This is a genomic window from Shouchella rhizosphaerae, assembly GCF_900142675.1.
Lineage (GTDB): Bacteria > Bacillota > Bacilli > Bacillales > Bacillaceae_D > Shouchella > Shouchella rhizosphaerae.
This window is the reverse complement of sequence record NZ_FRBS01000008.1, coordinates 53,521-79,000: the sequence shown is the minus strand read 5'-3', so window position 1 is coordinate 79,000 and position 25,480 is coordinate 53,521. Positions and strand designations below refer to the sequence as shown.

Annotated in this window: 23 protein-coding genes; 21 read left to right on the top strand and 2 right to left on the bottom strand. The window is 44.7% G+C overall.

Annotation, left to right across the window (positions count from 1 at the left end):
- The first annotated feature begins 483 nt into the window (after positions 1-483).
- The 16 genes from BUC05_RS19890 (at position 484) to rsmI (ending at position 15,851) form a co-directional block, all read left to right on the top strand.
- Complete coding sequence (locus BUC05_RS19890) at positions 484-1,629, top strand: iron-containing alcohol dehydrogenase (protein ID WP_035202121.1); 1,146 nt, start codon at positions 484-486, stop codon at positions 1,627-1,629.
- 150 nt (positions 1,630-1,779) lie between these two features.
- Positions 1,780-3,288, top strand: coding sequence for a sensor histidine kinase (locus tag BUC05_RS19885; protein WP_035202124.1), 1,509 nt, complete (start codon positions 1,780-1,782; stop codon positions 3,286-3,288).
- Positions 3,285-4,736 carry a sigma-54-dependent transcriptional regulator gene (locus BUC05_RS19880; RefSeq protein ID WP_011244909.1) on the top strand — a complete coding sequence of 484 codons (1,452 nt, stop codon included), beginning with the start codon at positions 3,285-3,287 and terminating at the stop codon, positions 4,734-4,736. Before BUC05_RS19885 ends, BUC05_RS19880 begins: the two co-directional genes overlap by 4 nt.
- 241 nt (positions 4,737-4,977) lie before the next feature.
- A complete protein-coding gene (gene adhP, locus BUC05_RS19875; protein ID WP_035202189.1) occupies positions 4,978-6,000 on the top strand; it encodes an alcohol dehydrogenase AdhP in 1,023 nt (340 codons plus the stop codon).
- A 15-nt stretch (positions 6,001-6,015) separates the two neighbouring features.
- Positions 6,016-7,512: an aldehyde dehydrogenase family protein gene (locus BUC05_RS19870; RefSeq protein WP_011244911.1), complete on the top strand. Its 1,497-nt coding sequence runs from the start codon at positions 6,016-6,018 to the stop codon at positions 7,510-7,512.
- Positions 7,513-7,847: 335 nt separating this feature from the next.
- Positions 7,848-8,816 carry an HD domain-containing protein gene (locus BUC05_RS19865; RefSeq protein WP_011244912.1) on the top strand — a complete coding sequence of 323 codons (969 nt, stop codon included), beginning with the start codon at positions 7,848-7,850 and terminating at the stop codon, positions 8,814-8,816.
- 104 nt (positions 8,817-8,920) lie between these two features.
- Positions 8,921-9,115, top strand: coding sequence for a sigma factor G inhibitor Gin (locus BUC05_RS19860; protein WP_035202132.1), 195 nt, complete (start codon positions 8,921-8,923; stop codon positions 9,113-9,115).
- Positions 9,116-9,270: 155 nt separating this feature from the next.
- On the top strand, positions 9,271-10,707 hold the full coding sequence (locus BUC05_RS19855; protein WP_035202135.1) for an aminotransferase class I/II-fold pyridoxal phosphate-dependent enzyme: 1,437 nt from the start codon (positions 9,271-9,273) through the stop codon (positions 10,705-10,707).
- A gap of 2 nt (positions 10,708-10,709) precedes the next feature.
- Positions 10,710-11,351, top strand: a complete 642-nt coding sequence (gene tmk / locus BUC05_RS19850) for a dTMP kinase (protein WP_011244914.1) — start codon at positions 10,710-10,712, stop codon at positions 11,349-11,351.
- A gap of 21 nt (positions 11,352-11,372) precedes the next feature.
- The gene (locus BUC05_RS19845) at positions 11,373-11,702 is read left to right on the top strand and encodes a cyclic-di-AMP receptor (RefSeq protein ID WP_011244915.1); all 330 of its coding nucleotides are present in this window, start codon (positions 11,373-11,375) and stop codon (positions 11,700-11,702) included.
- A 15-nt stretch (positions 11,703-11,717) separates the two neighbouring features.
- Positions 11,718-12,707 (top strand): DNA polymerase III subunit delta', encoded by a 990-nt coding sequence (gene holB / locus BUC05_RS19840; RefSeq protein WP_035202138.1) that lies wholly within the window; start codon positions 11,718-11,720, stop codon positions 12,705-12,707.
- Between the two features lie 3 nt (positions 12,708-12,710).
- A complete protein-coding gene (locus tag BUC05_RS19835; protein WP_011244917.1) occupies positions 12,711-13,538 on the top strand; it encodes a PSP1 domain-containing protein in 828 nt (275 codons plus the stop codon).
- A 13-nt stretch (positions 13,539-13,551) separates the two neighbouring features.
- Positions 13,552-13,902, top strand: coding sequence for a DNA replication initiation control protein YabA (yabA, locus tag BUC05_RS19830; RefSeq protein ID WP_035202192.1), 351 nt, complete (start codon positions 13,552-13,554; stop codon positions 13,900-13,902).
- 94 nt (positions 13,903-13,996) lie between these two features.
- Complete coding sequence (locus BUC05_RS19825; protein ID WP_011244919.1) at positions 13,997-14,728, top strand: tRNA1(Val) (adenine(37)-N6)-methyltransferase; 732 nt, start codon at positions 13,997-13,999, stop codon at positions 14,726-14,728.
- Positions 14,725-14,988: a GIY-YIG nuclease family protein gene (locus BUC05_RS19820; RefSeq protein WP_011244920.1), complete on the top strand. Its 264-nt coding sequence runs from the start codon at positions 14,725-14,727 to the stop codon at positions 14,986-14,988. The genes BUC05_RS19825 and BUC05_RS19820 overlap by 4 nt, the downstream gene beginning before the upstream one ends.
- Complete coding sequence (gene rsmI / locus BUC05_RS19815; RefSeq protein WP_073305813.1) at positions 14,985-15,851, top strand: 16S rRNA (cytidine(1402)-2'-O)-methyltransferase; 867 nt, start codon at positions 14,985-14,987, stop codon at positions 15,849-15,851. The genes BUC05_RS19820 and rsmI overlap by 4 nt, the downstream gene beginning before the upstream one ends.
- A 48-nt stretch (positions 15,852-15,899) precedes the next feature.
- Here the strand turns inward: rsmI and BUC05_RS19810 are convergent, their stop codons facing one another.
- Positions 15,900-16,184, bottom strand: coding sequence for a transition state genes transcriptional regulator AbrB (locus BUC05_RS19810; protein ID WP_011244922.1), 285 nt, complete (start codon positions 16,182-16,184; stop codon positions 15,900-15,902).
- 251 nt (positions 16,185-16,435) lie between these two features.
- Between BUC05_RS19810 and BUC05_RS19805 the strand changes: the two genes are divergently transcribed.
- The 3 genes from BUC05_RS19805 (at position 16,436) to metG (ending at position 21,513) form a co-directional block, all read left to right on the top strand.
- A complete protein-coding gene (locus tag BUC05_RS19805) occupies positions 16,436-17,383 on the top strand; it encodes a DNA double-strand break repair nuclease NurA (RefSeq protein WP_073305811.1) in 948 nt (315 codons plus the stop codon).
- Positions 17,384-17,398: 15 nt separating this feature from the next.
- Positions 17,399-19,231 (top strand): ATP-binding protein, encoded by a 1,833-nt coding sequence (locus BUC05_RS19800; protein WP_073305809.1) that lies wholly within the window; start codon positions 17,399-17,401, stop codon positions 19,229-19,231.
- Positions 19,232-19,536: 305 nt separating this feature from the next.
- Positions 19,537-21,513 carry a methionine--tRNA ligase gene (gene metG, locus BUC05_RS19795; RefSeq protein WP_063609312.1) on the top strand — a complete coding sequence of 659 codons (1,977 nt, stop codon included), beginning with the start codon at positions 19,537-19,539 and terminating at the stop codon, positions 21,511-21,513.
- A 70-nt stretch (positions 21,514-21,583) separates the two neighbouring features.
- Here the strand turns inward: metG and BUC05_RS19790 are convergent, their stop codons facing one another.
- On the bottom strand, positions 21,584-22,048 hold the full coding sequence (locus tag BUC05_RS19790; protein WP_073305808.1) for an ArsR/SmtB family transcription factor: 465 nt from the start codon (positions 22,046-22,048) through the stop codon (positions 21,584-21,586).
- Positions 22,049-22,437: 389 nt separating this feature from the next.
- On the opposite strand from BUC05_RS19790, the gene BUC05_RS19785 reads away from it, so the two are divergent.
- The gene (locus BUC05_RS19785) at positions 22,438-23,385 is read left to right on the top strand and encodes a pectate lyase family protein (protein WP_244153331.1); all 948 of its coding nucleotides are present in this window, start codon (positions 22,438-22,440) and stop codon (positions 23,383-23,385) included.
- A gap of 364 nt (positions 23,386-23,749) precedes the next feature.
- The gene (gene abc-f, locus BUC05_RS19780) at positions 23,750-25,381 is read left to right on the top strand and encodes a ribosomal protection-like ABC-F family protein (RefSeq protein ID WP_073305806.1); all 1,632 of its coding nucleotides are present in this window, start codon (positions 23,750-23,752) and stop codon (positions 25,379-25,381) included.
- The last annotated feature ends 99 nt before the right edge of the window (positions 25,382-25,480 follow it).

The following is a 25,480-nucleotide window of genomic DNA, read 5'->3' as shown; positions in this document are numbered from 1 at the left end:
GATAAGCTCATATAAAAAACTACGTGAATAGGCTTCACTGGAAAAGCCTCATGCCCTCCTGCGAGACGTAGGGATCATTTTCGTAAAACAACATGGAAAACATCCTAGGAAAAGCTCCGAGTCCAACATCCCCGTAGGAAAAGATCCCGGAGCCAGGACGTTGCCGGGCTAAGCAAAGACACCTGAATAGGTGTCTTTTTTTGTGATGGGCAGGAAGCAAAAGAGTGCTGCTTTAGAAAAGTAGTCGACCAGCATTAGCATTGTATTTACTCGATCTCAAATTTAAATAAGTATCTTTAATAACTTCTTGCAACTTGATAACGCCATCCATTAATATTTTTAATGTTATGTTAATTGGAGTATAGTCCCTTTAGGGGAACATAATTAAACAGGCATTTGAAAAATAACAAGCAGGAATTTAAGAACAGCATCTATAAATTTATAAGAATCAACTTCCATAAGAACTTCCATAAGGAGATTGGGATGAATATCAATAAATTCGTAACACCAGAGATTATTTTTGGGAGTGACGCGATAAGGCAAGCGGGGGATGCTTGCGTGCGGCTTGGGGCGAGAAAAGTATTAATTGTTAGTGATAATGGTGTAGCTAATGCCGGCTGGCTAGAAAAAGTAATGGATCTTTGCAAAGAGTCTCATTTGCCCTTTGCCACGTTTATCGACGTGACGATAGACCCGAAAGATCGCGAAGTTGAGCAAGGGTGCCGAGTGTTTGTTCAACATGAGTGTGACGCGATTATTGGGATTGGTGGAGGAAGTGTGTTAGATGTAGCGAAAGCGATTGCCATACTCGCAACGAACGGAGGGGCGATTAGTGATTATGAAGGGATTGATAAAATTAAAAAACCCCTTCCCCCGATGATTATGATTATGACAACGGCAGGATCTGGCTCTGAGGTGTCGCAGTTTTCCATCATTGTGGATTCGACTCGAAAAAAGAAAATGACGATCATATCGAAAACATTGGTGCCTGATATCGCCATTATTGACCCTTTTACACTCGTCACGAAAGACAGCAGCCTCACTGCTACAACGGGGATGGATGTATTGACGCATGCGGTTGAAGCCTATGTCAGTGTGGCGGCTACTCCGCTTACAGATGTCCAAGCGAAAAATGCCCTCACCTTGTGTGCTCAATATTTGCGCCCCTCTGTTGCCTCGAAAACAAATAAAGAAGCGAAGGAAGCGATGGCAATGGCTAGTTTACAGGCAGGGCTTGCTTTCTCAAATGCAATCCTAGGGGCAGCACATGCGATCTCACATGCAATAGGGGGGAAGTTTCCTTTGCCGCATGGAGAGATCAATGCGATTCTTTTGCCCTATGTGATGGATTTTAATTTTATCGCAGCACCTAAACGATTTTCAGACATAGCGACATGCTTAGGGATCGATACAAGAGGATTGACCGATCGTGAAGCAGGCAATGCTGCGATCCAATCCGTTAAAGAACTATCCTCTGATATTGGGATTCCAACCAAGTTTAAACAAGTCGGGTTAACAGAAATGATTGATCATATAAGCCAAGTGGCGTTAGAAGATGCGTGTATGATTACGAATCCCCGTGACATGGATATTGAGCAAGTGAAACAAGTATTAAATCATGTTTTATAGGTGGTGACTTCTAATGTTGGATAATAAACAAGCGATGATTGCTCGTTTAACAGGTGTTGATTCATCCAAAAAAACATACTACACAGAATTAAAGAAAACAGTTGAACAGCTGAAAAAAAAAACATTCAATTAGAGATCATAAATGAAGTAATGAAAAGCATTAAGGTCGATATGTCACTAGATGATATTTTAATTAATATGATTGATAAACTAAAATTGCTTGTTCACTTTGATCGACTGAGCTTTTTGATGTTAACAAATGAAACGTTAAGATTAAGTCATGTTTATCCTGAAGATCACTATTCGTTAGAAATTGGCTCAACCATTCCAAAGGCCCAGTCCCTCTATTGGTCAGCATTAGACAAAAGGCAAACGGTTCTCCAAAGTTTAACGGATACGAATCACGCTTTTTACGAGAAACCATATTTAGCTGTACTTGAGCTTAAATCCATTTTAGTCATACCCATTTACAGTAAAAACAAACGGATTGGCGTATTGAGTATCGGTCGGAAACAAGAAATAGACTGGAGCTCTGACGACCTAGCGTTTTTAGAGCAATTAACAGATCATTTAGCCGTTAGTATCGAAAATGTCGAATTATATGGTCAAGTTTTACGATCGAAACAAGAGTGGGAAGATACGTTTAAAGCAGTAGATGATATGATCGTTGTTTTCGGTCAAGAAGGAAACGTGGTTCAATTTAATGATGCGGTTCATGAGTTTCTTCAGAACCACGAATTAACCCATATTTCTGCTTTGGTTGCCCACTGTGAGCCACTTGTTAAGGAAACGTTCTACTCCGAAAAAGCAGGCCATAAGGAAATCCATCTCCGCAATCAAACCATTTGTGAGCTTTCTACGTACCCCCTTCTCAATAACGAGCAGGTGATGTATGGGGTGATTGCTTATATCAAAGATGTGACGGAAAAGCGAAAAATGGAAGTACAGCTCATCCATTCTGGCAAGCTAGCGGCTATCGGTGAAATGGCAGCAGGAGTGGCACATGAATTGAACAGCCCGTTAACGGCCATTTTAGGGAATTCACAGCTTATCCTTAGAAATATGAACAATCATGATTCGTTGTTTCCACTTTTAACCGACATAAAAAATTGTGGCGATCGTTGCAAACGAATTATTAATAGCTTGCTTACTTTTTCGAGGCAGGACGATTTTGTGTTTGAGTCTTGTTCCATCAACGATGCTGTGAATGAAACATTAAACCTGTTAAAGTATCAGTTGGAAAAAGAAAAAGTAATAATCAAAACAGAATTACAAAAAGACATCCCTTTCATTGAAGGGAACCAAGCGCAGATTGAACAAATCATTATCAACTTATTATTAAATGCTAAGGCTGCATTAGAAGAAACATTGAGGGAAAAGAAGGAAATACTCATCAAGACGTCGTTTCAATTCCATGAAGTCCATTTATCGGTTACTGACAACGGAATCGGAATTGAAGAAGAACGGCTCTCAGAAATTTTTCACCCTTTTCATACAACTAAATCGTCAAAAGAAGGAACGGGGCTAGGGCTGTCTGTAAGTTTTGGTATTGCCAAATCGCATGGGGGAACGATTGAAGTTCACAGCAAATGGAATAAAGGAAGTACGTTTATATTAAAGTTGCCAACAGCTAGCGATAAGGTTGGAGGAACGATATGACAAGCATATTAATTATTGACGACGAAGTGGAGGTAGGCAACTTTCTTTCCCACTTGTTCACATCAAAAGGGTACAAGGTACGTGTTGTAAACAGTAAGAAGGAATTCGATGCGATTGATTTTGACCACCATCAGTTCCAAGGGGCAATGATTGATCTAAAGTTACCTGATGCGAATGGACTTGCATTACTTAAGCATGTTAAAAGGAGACAACCACACTGTAAAGTCATCATTATGACAGGGTACAGTACAATCAAAACAGCTGTCGAGGCAATGAAGCTAGGAGCGAGTGATTACATAGAAAAGCCTTTTGATGATATTGATTTGTTAGAAAAACAAGTGGACGACTTGCTCGTTGCCAACGGGACGTCTAATGAGCAGCGGATTCTCGATCTGGCGACAAATGTTGGCCTGATTGTGGGACATAATGAGGCCATGAGACAGGTGATTCAAACGGCTTATAAAGTAGCTGGGAAACATGTGAATGTGTTAATCGGGGGAGAAACAGGGACGGGAAAGGAAGTGTTCGCACGGTTTATACACCAAGCGAGTCAACGATGCTATGAATCATTTATTGGAGTGAACTGTGGCGCACTGTCTGAGTCTTTATTGGAGAGTGAACTTTTTGGACATGAAAAAGGTGCTTTTACGGGAGCTACACAAAAACGAAAAGGTCTTTTTGAAATTGCCAGCAAAGGAACGTTGTTTCTGGATGAAATAGCGGAAGCATCCACTTCGATTCAAGTGAAACTTTTGCGTGTCCTCGAAACACGCGAGTTTATGCGTGTAGGTGGAGAGCAACCGCTACACACAAACGCCCGCTTGCTTGCTGCAACGAACGAAGACCTTCAAGAAGCCGTTCAACAGAAAAAATTTAGAGAAGATTTATTTTATCGATTAAACGTGGTTCATTTAGAAATTCCGCCGCTTAGGGACAGAAAAGAGGATATTCCCTTATTAATTGAACACTTTTTAAAACGATATCCTAGTATGGAAGTTTCTTTTTCAGATGGGGCTTTAGAAATGTTGCAAAGCTACGAGTGGCCAGGCAACATTCGAGAATTATCAAACTACATTACAAGGATCGTCACGTTTGCCGATTCAGGTCATGTGAACATCACTGCGGATCATCTACCTTTTGCAAAGCAACGTTCTGTCACTTTAAAGAAGCGAACAGCTAATGATCATACCGAAACGCCGGGGACGGGGATGGACAACTTTATCGAAAAATGGCGGGATGACGCTTTAAGCTTTTACTCGAAAAAAGAAGTGATAAATTTGGAAGAAGTTCTTGCCCAGCTTAAACAGTTGGAGTCACAACTCGGCAAAGCTCTTGTTCTACAAACGTTAGAAACCACCCATGGAAACCGAAAAGAGGCGGCGAAACGGCTACAAATTTCGATGAGAAAACTTCGATATCTTTTAAATGAAAAACGAAATACGGAATAGCAGCCAAAGAACTCTTTTTTTAAGGGGTTCTTTTTTTGGCTAGTCCCGTTTGAGTCGGTTTAACGGAAAATTGTCATGTTTTGTCCGTCAAGTTGGCTAAAAATAGCCGATTTTTTGGCCCAAAGAGAAGAGACTTGCTGAAAAAGAAAGCGCTTTTATATTGGCATGGTTCTTGCTTTTATAAAGGTAACCAAAATGAGGGGAGTGTTTTTACATGAGTAAAACAAGCGAACGAAGAATGATGAAAGCGGCGGTCGTTAATCAGTTCAATCAACAATTAGAGATTAAGGAAGTTCCGGTACCTACCGTGGAGTATGGAGAGGTGCTTGTCAAAATTAAGGCTTGCGGTGTTTGTCATACAGACTTGCATGCCGCTCATGGAGATTGGCCAGTAAAGCCAAAGCTTCCTCTTATTCCTGGTCATGAGGGAGTAGGTATTGTAGAGGAAATAGGAGAAGGGGTCACTTCGATAAAGGTAGGAGATCGGGTCGGCATTCCGTGGCTTTACTCTGCATGTGGAGAGTGTGAGTATTGTTTAACAGGCCGTGAGACGTTATGCCCTGACCAATTAAATGCAGGTTATTCAGTGGATGGGGGATATGCAGAGTATTGTAAGGCGCCTGCCAATTATATAGTGAAAATACCTGAGAATCTTGATTTTGCTGAAGTGTCCCCTATTTTTTGCGCAGGGGTGACGACTTACAAAGCATTAAAAGTAGCCGATGCCAAAGCCGGTGACTGGGTTGCCATTTATGGAATCGGTGGATTGGGTCACGTTGCTTTGCAGTACGCAAAAGCAATGGGCTATAACGTCGTCGCTGTCGATATTATGGAGGACAAACTTGAATTAGCAAAACGTCTTGGAGCTGATTTAACAGTCAATGGACTTCAGGTAGACCCTGTTCAAGAAATAAAAGAAAAAGTGGGCGGAGTTCAAGCAGCTATTAGCGTGGCAGTCACAAAAAAAGCATTTGAGCAAGCTTACGGATCTGTTAAAAGAGGAGGGACATTAGTCGTTGTGGGCCTTCCAAACGATGAATTGCCCATTCCGATTTTCGATACGGTGCTAAACGGTGTAACCGTGAAAGGCTCAATCGTAGGGACGCGCAAAGACTTGCAAGAATCGATTGAATTTGCAGCACAAGGGAAAGTGCGAACCAACATCGAAACACAGCCGCTCGATAAAATTAACGAAGTGTTTGAAAGAATGGAGAATGGAAAAATTAACGGTCGTGTTGTGTTAACAATTGATGAAACCGCTTAACTGGGAGGGAAAACAATGTCACAAGTGCCAACAGGCGAAAACAGCTTAAAGACTAGGTTAGTGTCGTTTTTAAACGGCGGATCAAAGAAACTATTGATCAATGGAGAATGGGTTGATGCCGTATCTGGCCAAACGTTTGAGACGATGAATCCAGCAACTGGTGACACATTGGCCATTGTGGCAGAAGCAGGACAAGAGGATATCGATTCTGCGGTCAAAGCTGCACGGAAGGCGTTTGATGAAGGGCCTTGGTCAAAAATGAGCGCGGCAGAAAGAAGTCGTCTTATCTACAAACTAGCTGATTTAATAGAGGAGCATAAAGAAGAGCTCGCTCAGCTAGAGACTTTAGATAATGGCAAGCCGATTCGCGAGACGGCCAATGCGGATGTTCCATTAGCGATTGAACATTTTCGTTATTTTGCCGGATGGGCAACAAAAATAGTAGGACAAACGATTCCAGTGCAAGGGAATTATTTCAATTATACGCGCCATGAAGCAATTGGTGTCGTTGGTCAAATCATTCCTTGGAATTTCCCATTATTGATGGCCGCGTGGAAACTTGGTGCCGCCCTTGCTACAGGTTGTACGGTTGTATTAAAACCAGCCGAGCAGACCCCGCTGTCTGCCTTGTATTTAGGGGAATTGATCAATGAAGCGGGATTTCCAAAAGGGGTTGTCAACATTGTTCCTGGATTTGGACATTCGGCAGGAACAGCAATTGTCAATCACCCAGCTGTCGATAAAGTCGCTTTTACAGGCTCTACAAATGTTGGAAAATTAATTATGAAACAAGCGAGTGAATCTTTGAAGAGGGTGACACTTGAACTCGGTGGCAAGTCTCCAAATATCATTTTACCTGATGCTGATCTTTCGAAGGCCGTTCCTGGATCACTTATGGGAATTATGTTCAACCAAGGCCAGGTGTGCTGCGCAGGGAGTCGATTGTATGTCCAAAAGAAACAATACGATCATGTCGTTGCTGACCTAGTGTCGTTAACAAAGAAAATTAATCAAGGGGATGGGCTGTTAGAACACACAACAATGGGGCCTTTGATTTCGACTCAGCAACAAAAGCGCGTGAAAAATTATATCGATCGTGGCGTTGAGGAGGGGGCAGAGCTATTAGCCGGCGGGACCATTCCATATGACCAAGGGTATTTTGTCTCCCCAACTATTTTTGCTGACGTAGATCATTCCATGACGATTGCAAAGGAGGAAATTTTTGGACCGGTTGTGGCCGCGATGCCGTTTGAAAGCGTCGATGACCTAATTGGTAAAGCCAACGATTCGGATTATGGGCTAGCTGCTGGTGTTTGGACACAAGACATTAAAAAAGCCCACTACATTGCCCACCGAATCAAAGCGGGGACCATTTGGGTGAATTGCTATAATGTATTTGATGCAGCCAGCCCGTTTGGCGGTTACAAACAATCGGGGATTGGCCGAGAAATGGGAAGCTATGCATTAGACAATTATACGGAAGTAAAAAGTGTCTGGGTCAATATGGATTAAACCGTAAATTCGGGAGAGAAGCGATCATCTACGCTTTTCTCCTTCTTTTTATTTTTGCGACCATCATACATGCCACGGGACTCGGCTATTACGCCGGTTTTTTGCTGTTTATTTGCGTTCGTATGTTTATAACCATTTTTTATTCACCAAACGGTAAAGAAGAGGCATAGTCTAATGGAAAGCAGCGGGCTTCTCGATTTTTTGCCCGATCGACAGACGGTTCGTACTGCCAGAGTTAAAATAACAAGGTCCACCATGGTACTAGAAGTCGCTATTCCCATATAGGCAAACAATGAATGGTATAATAAAAATACGTAGAAAAAGGGAGGCGCAAAATGAAGGAATTTGCCGAACCGCTTTACCCAGAAATAGCCCGATTGCCTCATGAAGAACAATTATTCCAATTAAAAGCTGTAAGACGGTTAAAGTTGTTGTCCCATTACGGAGCAGGTTCATTGGTTTCTCCTGTTGTGCATTCACGTTTTGAACATACGGTCGGCGTTTGGAAATTAGCAGCCCATTTTCAACCAGATAATAACGAATTGCGAGTTGCATCGATACTGCATGATATTGGGCATTTGCCCTTTTCCCATAGTGTCGAGAAAGCCCTTGGTTTTGATCATCATGAGTTGACGGCGAAGCGCATTCACTCGCCCCTTATTACCGCTGTGTTATTAGAAGCAAATATCGATTTGGATAAAGTTATGGCCTATCTCGATCATCCTGGGCCACTAACAGGCACACATACGGTAATGGGGTTGGACCACTTGGACAGCTTTTTAAGGGATACGTACATGGCTGGCACGAATCGTGTCCACCCGTGGGAACTGGTTAAACAGATGGAGTGTACGGAATCAGGAGTGGCATGTGGCGAAGAAACCGCATTACAGTTGATGGAATTAGTTGTCCGTGCCCATGAATGGATGTGCGCGCCAACGTTGCTTGCAGCTGATGCAGTCCTTGCCGAAGCGATTCTTTGTGACTGGGCGGAAGTTGGCGATGACCGCGATGTGTTTGCTGAACTAACGGATTGGGACGTCCTGTCCGTCTTAAAAACATCGCCATCGGTACGGGCAAGAATGTGGATACGTACGTTGCTTGAAGAACCCCATAAACTTCTTGTGCGTGAAGGGGCGAGCGGATCAGGCATCCCGATCAGCGTAAGAAAATTATATGCCAAAGCGCCTTTGGTTAACGGCAAGCCTTATTTCGATACGATTCAGGAGGATCTTTCCACAAAATTGCAGGCGTTCGTCAAAACTTATGAAGTCATCGATTTTTCGGTTGTCGCAGATCATGTTTAACATTGGCCAAACACCAATTCGAGTTGTTTTTCATAAGATGGATAAACGTCTATATGTATAAAGGCACTCTTTATGGCGACACTTATAGTGGAGGTGGCATAAAGGTGGCAACAACAACGAAAACCGTTTATATTAAAGGAAAGCGTAGCTGTGGCGTCTGCCAATCTATGAAAGAAGCGGGTTTGTCATTAGGATCGTTATTTTTGTGCCAAGACTGTGAGCAAGAGATCATGCGATTGGAACCTGGCGAAGACGCTTATCAAACATGCGTAGATGCGTTAAAACGATTGTGGAATTGAAAAATGCGCCATTCGCTATAATAGAATGGTGAGAAGGCCAGTTGATGTTAGCCGTAACTGGCTTTTTTTATTCCTTTATGTTAGCGAACAGGTTTGAAAAATAGTGATATGCAGCAAATATAAAAGAAATATCGAGGCATAGAAGGGGAATTTAAATGAAAGCACGAACACCAATTATAGCTGCACTGCAACGACATAGCGACAAACAGCCTTTGTCTTTTCATGTGCCAGGGCATAAAAATGGCGCTGTCTGGCCTGAAAGCTTGGCGCCTTTTCAGCATGTGCTTGCCTATGATGTTACGGAGCTAGAAGGGTTGGATGACCTTCATGACCCCACAGGCCCAATTGCGGAATCGCAAGCGCTTTGTGCAGCCTTTTACGGTGCAGGCGAAACAAGTTACTTGGTTGGCGGTTCTACTAGTGGAAATTTGGCAATGATTTACGGATTATGCAAAGAAGGCGACGTTGTTTTTGTGCAACGGAATTGCCACAAGTCGGTTTTGCATGCGCTTGAGTTGGCAAGAGCAAAAGCCGTTTTTCTTGCCCCTGAATATGATAAAAAGACAGGGCGGCCGCTAGGGTTGACTGCTAATGTTTTTGAAGAAGCGCTCAGGCGACACCCTGGTGCAAAAGCACTTGTTGCTACTTATCCCGATTATTGGGGCACGGTTCGCAATCAAGCAGCTATTTTTGCTCAGGCAAAGGAGGCAGGTTTGCTCGTGCTTGTCGACGAAGCACATGGAGCGCATTTTAAACTAGGAGAAGGTGAAGGGCGCTGTCCTAAACAAGCACTTGACATGGGAGCGGATGTTGTCGTGCAATCAGCCCATAAAATGCTGCCTGCTTTAACAATGGGGGCTTGGCTGCATTTTGCAAAAGAGACGACTGCGGCTATTAGGGAGCCAGTCAAACGAGCGTTAACGATGGTGCAGTCAAGCAGTCCGTCGTACTTGCTTCTTGCTTCATTAGATGGGGCACGTGCCTATATCGAAAGCGAAGGGGAAGCAGCATTTGCTAAAGCATGCCGCGCCAGCCAACGTTTGCAAGAGGCGATAGGCAGCCATCCTATGCTGGAAGTTGTCGAAAATGCAGGCGAGTGCTACCAAAATGACCCGTTAAAGGTTACAATAAAAGCAAATGATTCACGTTCTGGTACATGGCTGCTTCAAGAGTTGGCAAAGGCAGGGATTTGGGCGGAGATGGCTGATCCAAACGCTATCCTTCTCGTACTAGGGGTTGGACAGGAGTTCGATGCTAGCCTGTTCCATTCGCGGCTTTCGACACGTTGTTGGCAGCCCGAAAAGCAGAGGAAAAAAGGCCTGTTCCAGGCAGGAGCAGGGCCGCTCATTTCCGAATTGATAGACATGAAACGGCCCGACTTCAGCTCAGAAACGGTTCCGCTGAGTGAAGCAGTTGGCAGAGTTGCAGCTGAGCCACTTGTCCCGTACCCCCCTGGAGTTCCTCTATTGTATCGAGGAGAACAGGTGGCCCCTGCCCATGTTAAGCAGATTGAGCAACTGCTTGAAGCAAGCGTCCGCTTTCAAGGGCTGGACCCAAAACATGGATTACGTGTACAAATGCCGGAGGATTAGACATGAAAAAAGGGCTGTTTATTACAGTTGAAGGCGGAGAAGGCGCCGGTAAAACGACGATCATCAATCTTGTGCAAGAGCAACTTGCCACTCAAGGCTACGAGGTGATCCGCACAAGAGAACCAGGCGGCGTGGAGCTGGCTGAACAAATTCGCGATCTATTGTTGCATACGCAAGGCGTTGAAATGGATAACCGCACGGAAGCATTGCTTTACGCTGCCGCAAGAAGAGAGCATTTGATCAAAAAAATTGTTCCCGCTCTTGCGGAGGGAGCCCTTGTCTTATGTGATCGTTATATAGATTCAAGCCTTGTGTACCAAGGCCATGCAAGAGGAATAGGAATGGAAGAAGTTAGAGCTATTAATGGCTTTGCGATCGAGACGTATATGCCAGACTTAACGTTGTATTTTGATGTCGAGCCGGAAATTGGGCTGGAAAGGGTGCAAAAGGACGCTGTACGCAGTTGGAATCGCTTGGACCAAGAGACGCTAACCTTTCATAAGCGTGTCCAGGAAGGTTACAAAAAACTGCTAAAGGCTGAACCGGAGCGAATAAAGGCCATTGATGCCAACCGTTCTTTTGCAGAAGTGTTTCATGATACAATGGAAGAAATCAACCGAATGCTTTTGTCTACTAAAGACTAAACAAAAAGTGGGGTGCGATAGATGAAACTTATTATTGCGGTAGTTCAAGATAAAGACAGCACGCGTTTGTCTGACGGGCTTGTAAAAGCCGATTTTCGCGCAACGAAACTTTCTAGCACAGGTGGATTCCTTAAGGCAGGAAACACCACGTTTCTGATCGGCGTTGATGACGATAAAGTAGAAGATGTTATGGAGATTATCCAAAAAAATTGCCGTAGCCGCGAACAGGTGGTAGCGCCGATTTCGCCAATGGGCGGAAATGCCGATTCCTATGTTCCTTACCCTGTTGAAGTACAAGTCGGGGGCGCTACCGTCTTTGTTCTTCCTGTAGACCAATTTGAACAATTTTAAGAGCAGGTGAGACACGTGGATACATGGAAAGACTGGCAAGAGGCACAGCCGCAGGTTGTGCCTATGCTTGTTGCGAGCATTCAAAAAAACCGCTTGGCCCACGCCTACTTGTTCGAAGGGGAAGCCGGAAGCGGCAAACATGAAGTGGCTTTGTTGATGGCGAAACGTTTTTTCTGCAAGGAACACAACGGGGCAGAGCCGTGCCATGCATGCAGTGACTGTTTGCGGATTGAACATGGCAACCACCCTGATGTCCACCAAGTCGCACCGGACGGACAATCGATTAAAAAAGAACAGATCGAATACTTACAAAAAGAATTTACGTACAGGGGCATGGAGTCTGCTGCAAAAGTGTATATCGTCTCCCACGTGGATAAAATGACCGCAAGCGCTGCAAATAGTTTATTGAAGTTTCTGGAAGAGCCACAAGGCCAAACATTGGCGATCCTTTTGACGGAAAACGGCGCAAGCATTTTGCCGACAATTCGCTCCCGCGCCCAACAAATGCGGTTTTTGCCGCCTTCGCAAACGCAAATAGCAAGCAAACTTGTTGCCGAGGGAATCGAAGAAAATCAGGCATTGTTTTTGGCTGCTTTAACAGGAAACAAAGCTTACGCGAAGGCACTAGCCGAGGGAGACTGGTCTTTTCAAGCAAGAACCGTAGTGTTACAATTGATGCATGAGCTTTTTACAAGGCCAGACCTTGCTGCAATCACACTTGCTGATAAGTGGATTCCGCTTATGAAGGAGCGGTTGCAACAAGAAATGGGGCTTGAAATGATGTTACTTTGGTTAAGAGACCTTTTATATATACAGGCTGGAAAGCAGGATAAGCTTGTCTATGCTGACAACAAAAGCAAATTTGATGAGCTGGCGCTTTCTACATCACAGCACACCATTCGCGCAGCGATGAGCCATGTGCTTGAAGCGAAAAGGCATCTTAGCGCCAACGTTTCCATCCAACTAGTGATGGAACGGCTGCTTTTCACCATACAGGAGGGCTAAGTTTTGCACGAGGTCATAGGTGTCCGTTTTAAAAAAGCGGGCAAAATTTACTACTTCTCTCCAGGCCCGTTTCAGCTTACAGGCGCAGAAGCTGTTATTGTTGAAACGTCCCGGGGCGTTGAGTACGGGAAAATTGTCGTTCCTCCAAAGTTTGTTAATGAAGAGGACATCGTCTTGCCATTAAAGCCAGTGATGCGTGTGGCGACTAGCAAAGACGAAGAAACTGTGAGAGAAAACAAACGGGCCGCTGAAGACGCATTTGCAACATGTCACGAGAAAATTGTAGAACATCAACTAGACATGAAGCTTGTTGATGTGGAATACACGTTTGACCGCAACAAAGTGCTCTTTTATTTTACTGCTGATGGGCGAATTGATTTTCGCGAGCTCGTTAAAGACTTAGCAGCAATTTTTCGGACAAGGATTGAGCTTCGGCAAATCGGTGTCCGTGACGAAGCAAAAATGCTTGGCGGCATTGGCCCTTGTGGTCGGATGCTTTGCTGTTCAACGTTTTTAGGCGACTTTGAGCCAGTCTCGATTAAAATGGCAAAAGACCAAAATTTATCGTTAAACCCAGCGAAAATTTCAGGTCTTTGCGGCCGGTTAATGTGTTGTTTAAAGTATGAAAATGACACATATGAGGAAGCTAAGAAAGAAATGCCTGACATTGGCAAGCCGATTGTTACGCCTGATGGCAAAGGCAAAGTGGTTGGCCTAAATTTGCTTGACCGAATCGTTCAAGTCCAACTGGCAGAAGAACAGCAAACGCTGGAGTATGCTTTTGAAGAACTGATGAGAAAGGAGACAGTCGCTTCGGAAGCAACTGAATAACGAGGTGAACCATGTGGACAAAAAAGCCATATTCACTCAAGTCTCGAGCCTTGAAGAGCGGATAGGGGATCTTCATGACGAACTAAGAGGGCTAAAAGAGCAACTGGCATACTTAATTGAAGAAAACCATTACTTGCATGTCGAAAATGAAAATCTCCGTAAACGGCTTGAACCAGAAGCTGGGACGAAAAACACGGTTACGCCCTCAGGAGAAAGCTCACGCAAAAAAATGGTGGGGGAAGGCCATGAAAATTTGGCCCGTTTGTACCAAGAAGGATTCCATATTTGCAACACCCATTACGGCAGTATAAGGCCTGAAGGGGATGACTGCTTGTTTTGCCTGTCCTTTCTGCACCAAAAGTAAGCACGTGCAACCATCAAGATGTTAAATAAAGAAGTCGGCTCCGTTTGGACGATCTATTCGGGTAGCCGACTTTTTCGTTGATAAAGGAGGGGCCATGCTTTTACAAGGAGAACGGCTCGACAAAGTGGCTGGCAGCAACCTATCGATTATCCAAAGTGACCAGACATTCGCTTATTCGATTGATGCGGTGTTGCTTGGCCGATTTGCTTATGTGCCCATCCAAAAGGGGCGTATTCTTGATTTGTGCAGCGGAAATGGCATTGTCGGTCTCGTTCTGTCGGCTCGCACGAAAGCATTGATCGATTTGGTTGAAGTTCAAGCGCGATTGCATGATATGGCAGAACGGACGATACGCGTGAATCAACTAGAAAAACAAGTAACTTCACTATGTTTTGATGTAAAAGACACAAAAAACAACCTTGCCCATAGCTCGTATGATACAGTTACATGCAATCCTCCTTATTTTCAACTTGGAGGAAACAAGCAAGTAAAAGAACAGCGTGCTCTCTCCGTCGCTCGCCATGAGCTTGCCTGCACGTTGGCGGACGTTGTCCAAGCAGGCAGTTATGCATTGAAATATGGCGGCAAGCTAGCGCTCGTCCATCGCCCAGAACGGCTTGCAGACATGATGGAGGAGATGCGTAAATGCAACATCGAGCCAAAACGACTGCGTTTTTGCCACCCTCGGGGGGAAGCAAACGCCAACATCGTCCTTTTGGAAGGGACAAAAGGTGGCAAGCCAGGGCTTGTTTGTGAACCGCCGTTAATTGTTTATAATGAAGACGAGTATACGCCAGCCTTTCAAAGGGAGTATTTTGGAAGATGACACATGTGATGTATGTGCTTGAGTGCAAGGATGGCAGTTGGTACACCGGGTATACCAACCATTTGCAAAAACGACTAGCGATGCATGAAGCAGGCAAAGGGGCAAAGTATACCCGGGGAAGAGGGCCGTTTACGCTCGTATTCTTTGAAGAATTTCCCACAAAAGAAGAGGCGATGCGCTGCGAATATGCCTTTAAACAACTATCCAAAAAGGAAAAGCAGCTTTACATAGCCATGCGAAGAAAAGAGGAAGGACGATGAAAGAGCAAAAAAGTTTCCAGCACACGGATGGGTGCCTTTATTTGGTGCCGACGCCAATTGGCAATTTGGAGGACATGACATTCCGCGGAATTCGGATATTGAAAGAAGCCGATTTAATTGCCGCTGAAGATACAAGGCAAACTCGGAAACTTACGGCTCACTTTGACATTCATACGCCGCTAGTCAGCTACCATGAGCATAATCAAAAGCAAGCCGGCGCTGACCTTTTAGCGGAAATGGAAAAGGGAAAAACAATTGCTCTTGTCAGTGATGCAGGCATGCCTGGAATTTCTGACCCTGGTGAAGCGCTTGCCAAGCTCTGCATTGATGCAGGCATTCCCGTTGTCGCTTTGCCTGGGGCAAATGCAGCCCTGACTGCTTTGGTCGCTTCAGGCTTGCCGGCTAAGCAATTTGCCTTCCACGGTTTCTTGCCGCGAGTGAAAAAAGATCGGAAGGAAGCGTTAGCCCGTTTGGCCACAGCAAATGAAACGATGTTGTTTTACGAAGCGCCACACCGCCTTAGCCAGACGTTAGCAGCGATGTACGAAGCGTTTGGCGACAGGGAAATCGCCATTGGCCGGGAACTGACTAAGAAATTTGAAGAGTATCAGCGTGGTCTCCTAAGTGAAGCGGTCGCTTGGACCGAAACAGGGACGATCAAAGGGGAGTTTTGTTTAGTTGTCGAAGGGGCAAGCCAACAGGCAAATGAAGAGCAAGAACAATGGTGGGCACCGTTGAGTGAAACAGCGCATGTGGATCATTATATCGCCATTGGTCTGAACCAAAAAGACGCGATTAAGCAAGTAGCTGTTGATCGTGGTGTTCCGAAACGGCAAATTTACCAAACGTACCATCAGCACTAAAAACAAAAAACCTGCCACATAAAGAGGCAGGTTTTAAAAGCATCATGCTTATGATTTTTTAGCGACATATTCTTGCAGTTGGCCAATGATTGCTTCGGCACCTTGAGGACTAAGAATGATCTTGCCGTTTGCGAGTGATAGGTTGTCATCAGACACTTCGCCAGTTACTTGGCAAGTCATGTTAGCTTTATACTTCTTGAGAATGATGCGGTCATTGTCGACATAAATTTCCAACGCGTCTTTTTCGGCGATTTCTAATGTACGTCTCAGTTCGATGGGAATGACAACACGACCTAATTCATCCACTTTGCGTACAATTCCTGTAGATTTCATTCTTAGATTTCCTCCTCAAATATGGTGGTGTGCGCTTATTTACGAAAAATAAACGGACTCTGTATGTGTCATAATTCGACATAATTCTATAGTAATCTAAGAATAACAATATTTCCAAAACAAGTCAAACAAATTTATATAAAAAATCGCATATTTTGTGAAAACTTGTGCGCCCCGCGAGTGCATTGGAAAGAATAATCCTGTAATAGCAATGGTTTAACAGTGGTAGTATCTCAGAAAGGGGGAAAGAAATGATGGATTTAAGCGAAGAAATAATTTCCAAATTAAAGCAATCTAACAACCTTTTAAGAAAGCAGTATTCAAATAGTCATAGTCAAAAAGATTTGATTCGACAAAATTTGAGGAAGTCGGCAACGATTATTCGACAAATGGAGACAATTTCGGCAGGCTACCTCGTTAATCTTTTAGAAGGGCGGAAAATTGGCGGCGCTGACGGCTCGGTCAACCAAACAAATGGCGAGCCGCCACATGTCCTTTATTTTTTTCAAGCGTTAGCGAAAACAACAGATGGCAAGGAACAATGGGCTTCTGATTTGTATGTGCCCTTGTTGGAGGAACAAGATGAGTCTTCAGGCAATCGCCGCTCGTATTTACTTGCTAAGTTAGAGCTTGAAGCGGCTACCCGCTTGCTTGAAGCAGAAGATATCCGCGTCATGCTCATGGACGGGGCCCTCTACCATTATCGGATTGACGCGCCAGAGGAATGGGAAGCGTTGCGGGCGCTTGCATTAAAAAACGATACGTTGCTTGTTGGCGTTTCGGAAGAAATCACAACGGAAAACTTAGTTCAATTGCCAGCTTTTGCCCCGTTTGCGAAGAACCCGTATTCTTATGACAGAGACTTGCTGTTTGGCGTGTTAAACCAAAATGAAATGGTTTACCTGGAAGATATCCAACATAAAGCAGGCTTAACGTCCGTTTGGATGAGGCTTGGAGCGACGCCTGCGATCACCGGATTTGATATGCTTGAAGAACAAGCGTCACATATGGCGTTTGTCGGCGATTTGCTTTGTACGCTCACCCCAAAAGAAGGCCGGGGCATTCCTCTTTGGCTTGATTACATTGACAAAGAAATCCGCATAACGGACCAGCTTGTCGAAGGGTTGGTTGAACAATATTTAGATCCCGATGTTCGGAAGCAGTTTTTTACAAAAATGCGGCAAAGCAGGCCTTATTAAAAGGAGGAAACAACGATGCAAGTGGTTGGTGTCACGACGCAGCATGAAGTCCATGTTGCTTCAAAAACCCATAAGTTCCGCATGAATGAAATGTTAGTCATTGAAGACGACGAACTGTTTAAGCCAAAAGGGGAAGTCGTCGAAACATTTTCCTACAATCGCTATATTCCAATGGGAATGGATAAAGGGTTAGTCGATCGCGATGTACTGGAAACACTCGAAGCGATTGGATACGATATTGGCCAAGACGATATCCATCTAGCCAAAGTGCGCTTATTTGAAGAGGCCCAAAAGCCAATCCAAACAGGTGCAGCAGTGCGCCATCCTGAGTTTAGTGAAATCGAGCATTTGCTGTTGACGACAGGGCCAGAGAAAGGGATGGTTCTCGGCGAAGTGAAGTCAACTGACTTTATCGCCGAAACGATTCCTGAGCGTTTACAAGGGCTTATGCTTATGCACGAACAAGGAAAGACAACGGCGCAACAGGGTGTCCCGTTCATTTTTGACATTCGCGCGATGCAGCAATATCCCCATATTGGCGTATTCGGTGGCTCGGGATCAGGGAAGTCATTCGGTTTGCGGGTGATGCTTGAGGAATTAATGAAGTTAAAAATTCCAGCGCTTGTGTTTGATCCCCATTTTGAAATGAATTTTTCAGGCAAAACCGAAGCTCATAAAGGTCAGGTTGATTACGACTCACGCTATGAAGTCGTCCAAATCGGCCGCGATGTCGGCGTTGATTTCTCCGCCTTGTCGACACGGGACATCGAAAGGCTCCTTGGCGCTGCCGGATCGTTAACGGAATCAATGGTCAATGTCGTGCAAACACTCCATAAAAAGAAAGACAGTTATCAATCGTTTTCCGACCGCGTTGCCAATTTAATAGAAGCACTTGACATGGGCAAACAGAAAATAGACGGTATGCTCCATGACGGCGGCATGTCACGAGATGAAATAGCTCGATACGGCACCTTTAAAAAGTTGTTAGATCAGTTTGGCAGTTTGCCGCCGTCCTCTGTAAAAGGAATTCAATGGCGCTTGCACCGGCTCAATCAAGCAGGGCTTTTCCAACAAAATATCCGTGCCATTGAGCACGGCATCCATAGTGGCAAGCTTGTTGTCGTCCAAGGAGCTGTTTGGTTGCTGCAAGTGTTCTCCAGCTATGTCATTGGCACGCTTTATTCAAAAAGACGCTCTTACAAAGATGCGAAGCTCCAGCAGCAACAAGCCCAATTTTTTCCGCCGTTTGTCATTGTGACCGATGAAGCGCACAATTTTGCCCCGAAAGGCTTTGATGCGCCAGCCAAGTCAGTGTTAAAGGAAATTGCCCAGGAAGGACGGAAGTATGGGACGTTTCTAATCTTCGCAACGCAACGACCAACGTTGCTCGATGAAACGATTACGGCACAGCTCAATTCAAAATTTGTTTTTCGTACAGTGCGGGGAACGGACATCCAAACGATTAAGGAAGAAACCGACTTAACAGCGGAAGAAGGCAAGCGTCTTCCTTATTTGCGGTCAGGGGATGTCTTTGTTTCATCGGCGATTATCGGCCGGACAATGGCGGTTCGGATTCGGCTAGCCCATTCAACGAGTCCCCATACGATGAATCCATTTGATGAGCTTGAGCAAATGAATGCAACAGACGATGAAGAAATCATTGCTGCTTTAGCGGACTTTTTGCCAATGGCGGAAATGCACGTGATGCAAAAGCTGGATGCATTAAACAAGCAAGCGTCCAAAGCATGGGATGTCTCTGAGTGGAAAGAAGAACTTGAACGTTTATGCAGGGAAGGAAAGCTTAAAAAAGAGAAAACGCCATTTGCGACGTTGTATGACCAGGCTTGACAAAGTGATGTATGATTGGCTATATTTTGGATAAGAATGAAGATAAATCGAATGTCTATGAACGGATGAGTACAAAGAGAGCGCTTGTGATAGAGAGCCGGGTTAGGTGAAAGCCGGACTGGCGCGCTTTGGAAGATGGTCCTGGAGATACATGCCTTCGAGCCGAGTGTAAGGGGGCAGCGTGTGCCAACGTTACTGGCTTTGAGCCTTGTCCCATGATGAGGAAAATTTGGGTGGTACCACGTGAGCAAACCTTTCGTCCCGATGCGGCGAGAGGTTTTTTGTTTTATTCAAAAAGAGAGAGGATGAATAGCGTGAGCGAAAAAACGTTTTATATTACGACACCAATTTATTACCCAAGCGGCAAGCTCCATATTGGGCACACCTATACGACCGTTGCTGGTGATGCAATGGCACGCTACAAACGGCTACGCGGCTATGATGTCCGTTATTTGACAGGGACAGATGAACATGGGCAAAAAATTGAGCAGAAGGCGAAGGAAAAAGGAATTTCTCCACTGGAATACACGAATGAAATGGTAAAACCGATTAAAGAGTTATGGAAGAAACTTGACATTTCACACGATGATTTTATCCGTACAACGGAAAAGCGCCATACAAACATGGTCGAGAAAATTTTTGAACAACTTGTTCAACAAGGCGATATTTACTTAGGCGAGTATGAAGGTTGGTATTGTGTGTCCGATGAAACGTTTTATGGTGAACGGGAGCTTGTTGACCCTATTAAAGACGAATCAGGCAACATTATCGGCGGAAAAAGCCCAGACTCCGGCCATCCAGTCGAAAAAGTCCGTGAAAAATCTTACTTCTTTCGGATGAGCAAATACGCAGATCGCCTCCTAGCTTTCTATGAAGAAAACCCTGACTTTATCCAGCCAGCATCACGAAAAAATGAAATGATCAACAATTTCATTAAACCAGGTCTGCAAGATTTGGCTGTTTCGCGAACGTCCTTTACATGGGGCGTGAAAGTGCCAAGCGATCCAAAGCATGTCGTCTATGTGTGGATTGATGCGCTCACAAATTACATTACGGCACTTGGTTATGGAACAACAGATGATACCCTTTACCAAAAGTACTGGCCTGCGGATGTCCATTTGGTCGGAAAAGATATTTTGCGTTTCCATACAATTTACTGGCCGATCATGTTAATGGCGCTTGATTTGCCGTTGCCGAAAAAAGTATTTGGCCATGGCTGGTTTTTGACGAAGGACGGCAAAATGTCAAAGTCTAAAGGAAACGTGGTTGACCCTGCGCCATTAATTGACCATTTTGGTCTCGATGCGATCCGCTATTACTTACTGCGGGAAGTGCCGTTTGGTGCTGACGGGGTCTTTACGCCGGAAGCATTTGTAGAACGAGTCAATTATGATTTAGCCAATGACCTTGGCAACTTGCTCAACCGTACTGTAGCGATGATCAATAAATACTTTAATGGCGAAATCCCTGCTTACGTCAAAAGTGCATCGCCATTTGACGAGGACTTGCTTGACCTTGTCCAAGCAACGATTACAAAAGTGGAAGACGCGATGGAGGAAATGGAGTTCTCGATTGCTTTGGCTGCGATTTGGCAACTCGTTAGCCGTACAAACAAATACATTGACGAAACGCAGCCGTGGATGCTAGCAAAAGAAGAAGATAATCGCGAACTTCTTGGTTCGGTTATGTACCACTTAGCCGAGTCACTTCGGATCATTTCTGTGCTGATCCGCCCATTTATGACACGAACGCCAGCAAAAATATGGGCACAGCTAGGCATTGACGAAAGCCTTGCTGGCTGGGAATCGATCCGCGTTTTTGGGCAACTCCCGGCTGGTACAAAGGTTAGCAAAGGAGAGCCTGTTTTCCCACGCCTTGATGTCGAAAAAGAAGTCGATTATATTGTCGAGCTTATGGGTGGCAAGGCCGACCCAGAACCTGAGGAAATAGAAGATGAAAATGAAATTACAATCGACGATTTTTCAAAGGTCGAGCTTAAGGTTGCAGAAGTGACTGCTGCTGAGCCAGTGGAAGGTGCGGACCGACTGTTAAAAATCCAGTTGGACCTGGGCACGGAAACGCGCCAAGTCGTTTCAGGGATTGCCAAGTATTATGCACCAAGTGATTTAGTTGGAAAAAAAGTCATTTGCGTGACGAATTTAAAGCCTGTTAAACTACGCGGTGAATTATCCCAAGGGATGATCCTCGCCGGCTCAAAAGGAAAGAAACTGCAGCTCGCAACCGTTGATGGTGATCTGCCAAACGGGGCGCAAGTAAAATAACGAATCATAAAGAAAAGAACCAGTTGACCGGAGTTGCCGGCGACTGGTTCTTTTGTGAGTGCTGTCACGCTCACTCATTTTTGTCTTCTTGTATTTCCGTGATAGAAAATTCAACGATGCAAGGGATTTTCGCAGTTTTATCGGCCCGTGCTTTTTTGCCGTATTTTTTAAAAAGCTCGTACATCTCTTCCTGCATGTCATCCATTAACGTATCGGACAAGTATAAAGGCACCCTATTTTTCACACGGTGCGCTTCCCCTATTCCCCCAGGTCCCCTGAACAAAGTCGTTTTCGCTTTATAATACTTTTCGACAATTCCTTTTACTGTTTCCACATGGTCGAGTTCCAGAATGCCATGTTCATACAATTGCTTAATATGGTAATAAATTGTTCCAGGGTTCTTTCCTAGCTCAACGGCTGTTTGCTTTGAAGTCATCGGCTTTTCTGCGAGCAAACTGATAATTTGCCCACGCAAAGGATCGGATATGATTTTTTGTTGTTTTAACGTAATATCCATAACTTCATAATTTTGCATAACGATCCCTCATTTTTGTCAATATGCACGTTGATTTATTTTTTTAAATTAACAGTAGCATTTATTCTACCTATTGAGAAACAAAATTGCAACTAGAAAAGAAGGCAGCGCTTGTACAAAAATCTTAAAACAGCCGATAACGACTCGATTGTCCGAGAAAGAAAGTAACGAAAAAAGCCAGTGGACAATTAGCTTTAAATGGGTTCTGAGAGAATGATTATCATCGTTATAGCAAGCTGTGTAATAAACTGAGCATGATTTACAAATGAAAGGAGGCAAGGATGGAAGTCGGTTGTTGAGTAGAAAAAATAAAGGAAAGCAGGGGATGAGATTTGAGAAAGTTGTGGTCGTTCATGGTTGTGTTTTTGCTGGCGTTTGGTGCTTTTTCCATGCCAGCGTATGGGCAAGAAGGGGCGGAAGCAGCCAATGTGAATTTCTCAATGCAAGGGTTTGCCACTCTTAATGGAGGGACTACAGGAGGCGCTGGAGGAGATGTTGTCACGGTTTCCACCGGTGACCAATTGATAGCCGCACTAAAAAATAAAAAGGCGAACACGCCTTTAACCATTTATATAAACGGAACAATCACGCCTGCAAACACATCTGCAAGCAAGATTGACATTAAAGATGTCAATGATGTGTCTTTGTTAGGGGTAGGAACAAATGGGGAACTTAACGGAATTGGCATTAAAGTGTGGCGGGCCAATAACGTGATCATCCGCAATTTGAAAATTCATCATGTGAATACAGGCGATAAAGATGCCATTAGCATTGAAGGCCCATCCAAAAACATTTGGGTCGACCATAACGAACTCTATAATAGCCTTGATGTGCATAAGGATTATTACGATGGATTGTTTGATGTGAAACGGGATGCTGATTACATCACTTTCTCATGGAACTATGTACACGACAGCTGGAAGTCGATGCTGATGGGTTCGTCTGACAGCGATTCATATGGACGAAAAATTACATTCCACAATAATTACTTTGAAAACTTGAATTCCCGTGTGCCTTCTGTTCGCTTTGGCGAAGCCCATATTTTCAGCAATTACTACGCAGATATTAGAGAGACAGGGATCAATTCTCGCATGGGCGCTCAAGTACGAATCGAGGAGAACGATTTTGAAAGAGCAAACAATCCAATTGTGAGCCGAGACAGCAAGGAAATCGGGTATTGGGATCTAGTCAATAACCGCTATGTTTCTTCGACTGGCGAGCAGCCAACTGTCTCGACAACGACTTATAATCCACCATACAGCTATCAAGCAACGCCTGTAAACCAAGTGAAGGATGTGGTGCGGGCGAACGCCGGAGTTGGGGTTATTTCTCCTTAAAGTTGTTTGAAAGCGCCACCTAAAGAGGTAGAAAGGCAACTACCTCCCGTTTTAGGAATAGAATGCTTTACATTTTTGCCTTCTTCCATTACGCTAACAGTAATGATGAAGGAGGTGAGTAGAACATGGATCTTTTTAATGGCAGCCAGGCAAAGTTTCGCGCCTATTTGTGGATTTGTCAGGCTATTTTTTCCGCTGTTGTTGCAAAATTGGACCAGTCTGTCCTTTTTTACGCAACTGCATAGGAAAAACCATTAGGAAGAGACATTTCTACTCGCATACGGATTGAGGCGGCGGAGAATTTTCTCTGCCGTCTTTTTGGTGTACACAAGTCTCTTCCTACTATCAATAGGAGGAATGAAACGTGATTCTTTGTTATGCCAATCAAGTTAGCCAGTCATATGGCGCTACACAAGTGTTTGCAAACCTGTCCATGGAAATCAAAAGCGGTGCCCGCATTGGTCTCGTCGGACGGAATGGCGAAGGGAAGACAACACTGGCCCGTATTCTTGCCGGAGTAGAACCCCCTGCAACTGGTGAGGTCGGCTGGCGTAAAGGACTGGCGAAAGGCATGTTAGCCCAAGCACCTACCTATTCGCCTGATAGACGTGTCTACACGATACTAGAAACGGTATTTAGCGATATAAAAAAAGTAAAAGAGCATATGACGCGATTGGAAGAAGTGCTTGCAACTGAGCAGCAACCAGCCAAGCTAGAGCGTGTCTTAGAGGAATACGGCAGTTTACAGCAGCAGTTTGCTGATGTTGGTGGCTTTGAATATGAGGCCAATATTCGCCGCATTGCCGCAGGGCTTGGCATTACAGGTTTGCTTGAGAAACGTTGGGGGGCTCTTAGCGGTGGCGAACGGACAAAAGTCGGCCTAGCCTGTTTATTGTTGCAAAAGCCTGAACTACTCATTCTAGATGAACCAACTAACCATCTAGATCTGTACGCGTTTGATTGGCTTGCTGACTGGGTGCGCCATTATGCAGGGGCTGTGCTCATTATTTCTCATGACCGTGCTTTCCTTGATGCGGCTGTAACGGAAATATGGGAAATGGAGAACGGGGTGCTGCATCAATATGCAGCCAATTACAGTGGCTATTTAAAAGAGCGTGAAGAACGCCTCATGAGAGAATTCCAGCAATACGCGGATCAACAGAAAAAGATGAAGAAAATGCGGGAAGCGATTAAGCGCCTGAAAGAATGGGCGAACCGTGCGAATCCGCCTAATGCAGGGATGCACCGCCAGGCTAAGAGCATGGAAAAAGCATTAGCGCGGATGGAAGAGCTAAAAAAGCCGCCGCAAACGAAGAAAGTAGAATTGTCTTTTGAGCAGCAAGGGCGCAGTGGCGAAGATGTAGTTGAACTAAAATCCGTTTCGAAGACATTTGGCGAACGGCAAGTGCTTGGTCAAGTTGACTTAGCTGTGCGCCATCAAGAACGAGTGGCCCTTGTTGGCGCTAATGGAGAGGGGAAATCGACGCTATTAAAGCTCATATTAGGGGAGATCGAGCCTGATACAGGACAATGCAAAATAGGGGCTAGTGTTTCACTAGGCTATTTGTCCCAGCATGGTACAGAACTTGATCCAAAGCAGACGGTGCTCGAAGCATTCCGCGCCAGTGCGCTTTTAGCAGATGGCGAAGCCCGAGGCCAGTTAGCGCGGTTTTTGTTTTATGGCCAGGACGTTTTTAAGCGTGTCGCCGATTTAAGTGGAGGCGAAAAAATGCGGCTGCGGCTAGCGCAGTTGATTTTCGAAAAGCATAATGTGCTCGTGTTGGATGAACCGACAAACCATCTTGATATAGACTCAAAAGAAGTGCTTGAAGAGGCATTGGCTGAGTTTACAGGCACGATCATCGCAGTATCCCATGACCGTTATTTTTTGAACAAACTTTTTCCTGTCACCTATTGGCTTGAAAATGGGGCTGCCACTCGTTATGAAGGCTCGTTTTCATATGCCTGGGCAAAACGAAAAAAACACGAGCAATAAGCAGCCAAAGCAAAAGCGCCAGACAAAGGGGAAATGCCCGTCGTTTGGCGCTTTTTTAGTTTTAGATGGAGAGGACGATTGGCAAGTAACTGGTTTCAT

Bases quoted from the DNA above. Each gene is read 5' to 3' on its own strand.
- BUC05_RS19870 (WP_011244911.1), top strand. From the start codon at position 6,016: ATGTCACAAGTGCCAACAGGCGAAAACAGCTTAAAGACTAGGTTAGTG.
- tmk (WP_011244914.1), top strand. From the start codon at position 10,710: ATGAAAAAAGGGCTGTTTATTACAGTTGAAGGCGGAGAAGGCGCCGGT.
- BUC05_RS19800 (WP_073305809.1), top strand. From the start codon at position 17,399: ATGCAAGTGGTTGGTGTCACGACGCAGCATGAAGTCCATGTTGCTTCA.
- rsmI (WP_073305813.1), top strand. From the start codon at position 14,985: ATGAAAGAGCAAAAAAGTTTCCAGCACACGGATGGGTGCCTTTATTTG.
- BUC05_RS19790 (WP_073305808.1), bottom strand. From the start codon at position 22,048: ATGCAAAATTATGAAGTTATGGATATTACGTTAAAACAACAAAAAATC.
- BUC05_RS19880 (WP_011244909.1), top strand. From the start codon at position 3,285: ATGACAAGCATATTAATTATTGACGACGAAGTGGAGGTAGGCAACTTT.
- BUC05_RS19810 (WP_011244922.1), bottom strand. From the start codon at position 16,184: ATGAAATCTACAGGAATTGTACGCAAAGTGGATGAATTAGGTCGTGTT.
- BUC05_RS19825 (WP_011244919.1), top strand. From the start codon at position 13,997: ATGCTTTTACAAGGAGAACGGCTCGACAAAGTGGCTGGCAGCAACCTA.
- BUC05_RS19885 (WP_035202124.1), top strand. From the start codon at position 1,780: ATGAAAAGCATTAAGGTCGATATGTCACTAGATGATATTTTAATTAAT.
- metG (WP_063609312.1), top strand. From the start codon at position 19,537: ATGAATAGCGTGAGCGAAAAAACGTTTTATATTACGACACCAATTTAT.
- BUC05_RS19820 (WP_011244920.1), top strand. From the start codon at position 14,725: ATGACACATGTGATGTATGTGCTTGAGTGCAAGGATGGCAGTTGGTAC.
- BUC05_RS19785 (WP_244153331.1), top strand. From the start codon at position 22,438: ATGCCAGCGTATGGGCAAGAAGGGGCGGAAGCAGCCAATGTGAATTTC.
- adhP (WP_035202189.1), top strand. From the start codon at position 4,978: ATGAAAGCGGCGGTCGTTAATCAGTTCAATCAACAATTAGAGATTAAG.
- BUC05_RS19890 (WP_035202121.1), top strand. From the start codon at position 484: ATGAATATCAATAAATTCGTAACACCAGAGATTATTTTTGGGAGTGAC.
- BUC05_RS19805 (WP_073305811.1), top strand. From the start codon at position 16,436: ATGATGGATTTAAGCGAAGAAATAATTTCCAAATTAAAGCAATCTAAC.
- BUC05_RS19845 (WP_011244915.1), top strand. From the start codon at position 11,373: ATGAAACTTATTATTGCGGTAGTTCAAGATAAAGACAGCACGCGTTTG.
- BUC05_RS19865 (WP_011244912.1), top strand. From the start codon at position 7,848: ATGAAGGAATTTGCCGAACCGCTTTACCCAGAAATAGCCCGATTGCCT.
- BUC05_RS19855 (WP_035202135.1), top strand. From the start codon at position 9,271: ATGAAAGCACGAACACCAATTATAGCTGCACTGCAACGACATAGCGAC.